The organism is Streptococcus sp. (assembly GCF_019414905.1).
Taxonomy (GTDB): Bacteria; Bacillota; Bacilli; order Lactobacillales; family Streptococcaceae; genus Streptococcus.
This window is the reverse complement of record NZ_DXLC01000193.1, coordinates 1-1098: the sequence shown is the minus strand read 5'-3', so window position 1 is coordinate 1098 and position 1098 is coordinate 1. Positions and strand designations below refer to the sequence as shown.

1 protein-coding gene and 1 pseudogene are annotated in these 1098 nt (G+C 40.3%); both read right to left on the bottom strand.

Translation table 11 applies throughout. The features are described from left to right. Positions 1-923: N-acetylmuramoyl-L-alanine amidase family protein (locus QZ359_RS05790; protein ID WP_293963961.1), on the bottom strand; the 923-nt coding region annotated here is incomplete at its 3' end. 98 nt (positions 924-1021) lie between these two features. Beyond that, a pseudogene (locus QZ359_RS05785) lies at positions 1022-1098 on the bottom strand (DNA-binding response regulator); the annotation flags it as partial.

Below are 1098 nucleotides of genomic sequence, written 5' to 3'. Positions count from 1 at the left end.
TTATAGTTGACGTAGTAGCCATCTACAGTGGTATTCACTGCCAAAGCACCTGAGCTATAAGCATAGTACCATTTGCCATTAACCTGGAACCAACCAGTGATCATAGCTCCTGATGAACGGAGATAGTACCACTTGTTACCGAGGTATTGCCAGCCAGTTTTCATATCACCATTTACTTGGTCTAGATAATACCAAGTTGAGCCTTCCTGATACCAGCCAGTTGCCATGGCTCCTGATGAACGGAGGTAGTACCACTTATTACCAAGGTATTTCCAACCTGTTTGCATTGCAGCACTTGTTGGATCTAGATAGTACCAAGTTGAGTTATCATTTGTCCAACCACGCACTAGCTCCCCAACCGTTAAACTGTCGATACGAGCATCGAAGCTACCATCCTTCTGTAAATAATACCAATGCCCTTCGTCAGAAATCCAGCCGGTTTTTAAGGTGTGATAATCACGTTTATCTTCAAAATAATAGGTTCGTTTCTCTGCTGGGCTATCATATTGTTCCCCATGATGTTTGTTGGTATTTGTAGCAGTTTTTGCCTCTAAAACTTGCTTGCCAACAAATTCTTGAAGAACCCCATCTTGACCAAAGTAATACCATTGTGGCATTGGCATAGATTCTAATCTTAAACCATTTGGGTACGGACCAATTGTACTACCTTTAGATGGAAACGGGATATATTGCCAGCCGACAACCATCTCTCCTGATACATGATCAAAATAATAGTACTTGCCATCAATCACTCGCCAAGCCTTTTCTTTGAGTTCCCCCTTCTTGTAGTAGGTTCTACCATTTTCTTTGACAAATTGCCAACCTTCTGAATCAGCATCATCCGCTAATACTGCACTTGTCGCTAGCAAACCAAAGAAAAAGACTGCTAATGCGATTTGCATCAATTTTTTTACTATTTTCATTAGATGTATCCTCCATAACTGATTTTAGCAAATACAAAATCGCATGTCAATATACAAAAACTCCTCAAAAAAAGCAATTACATAACTGCAACTGCTTTCTATTCTTGCATGGTGTAACCGACACCACGCACGGTTTTAATGTAGCTTTTTTGACCTTTTACATCAAGCTTGCTAC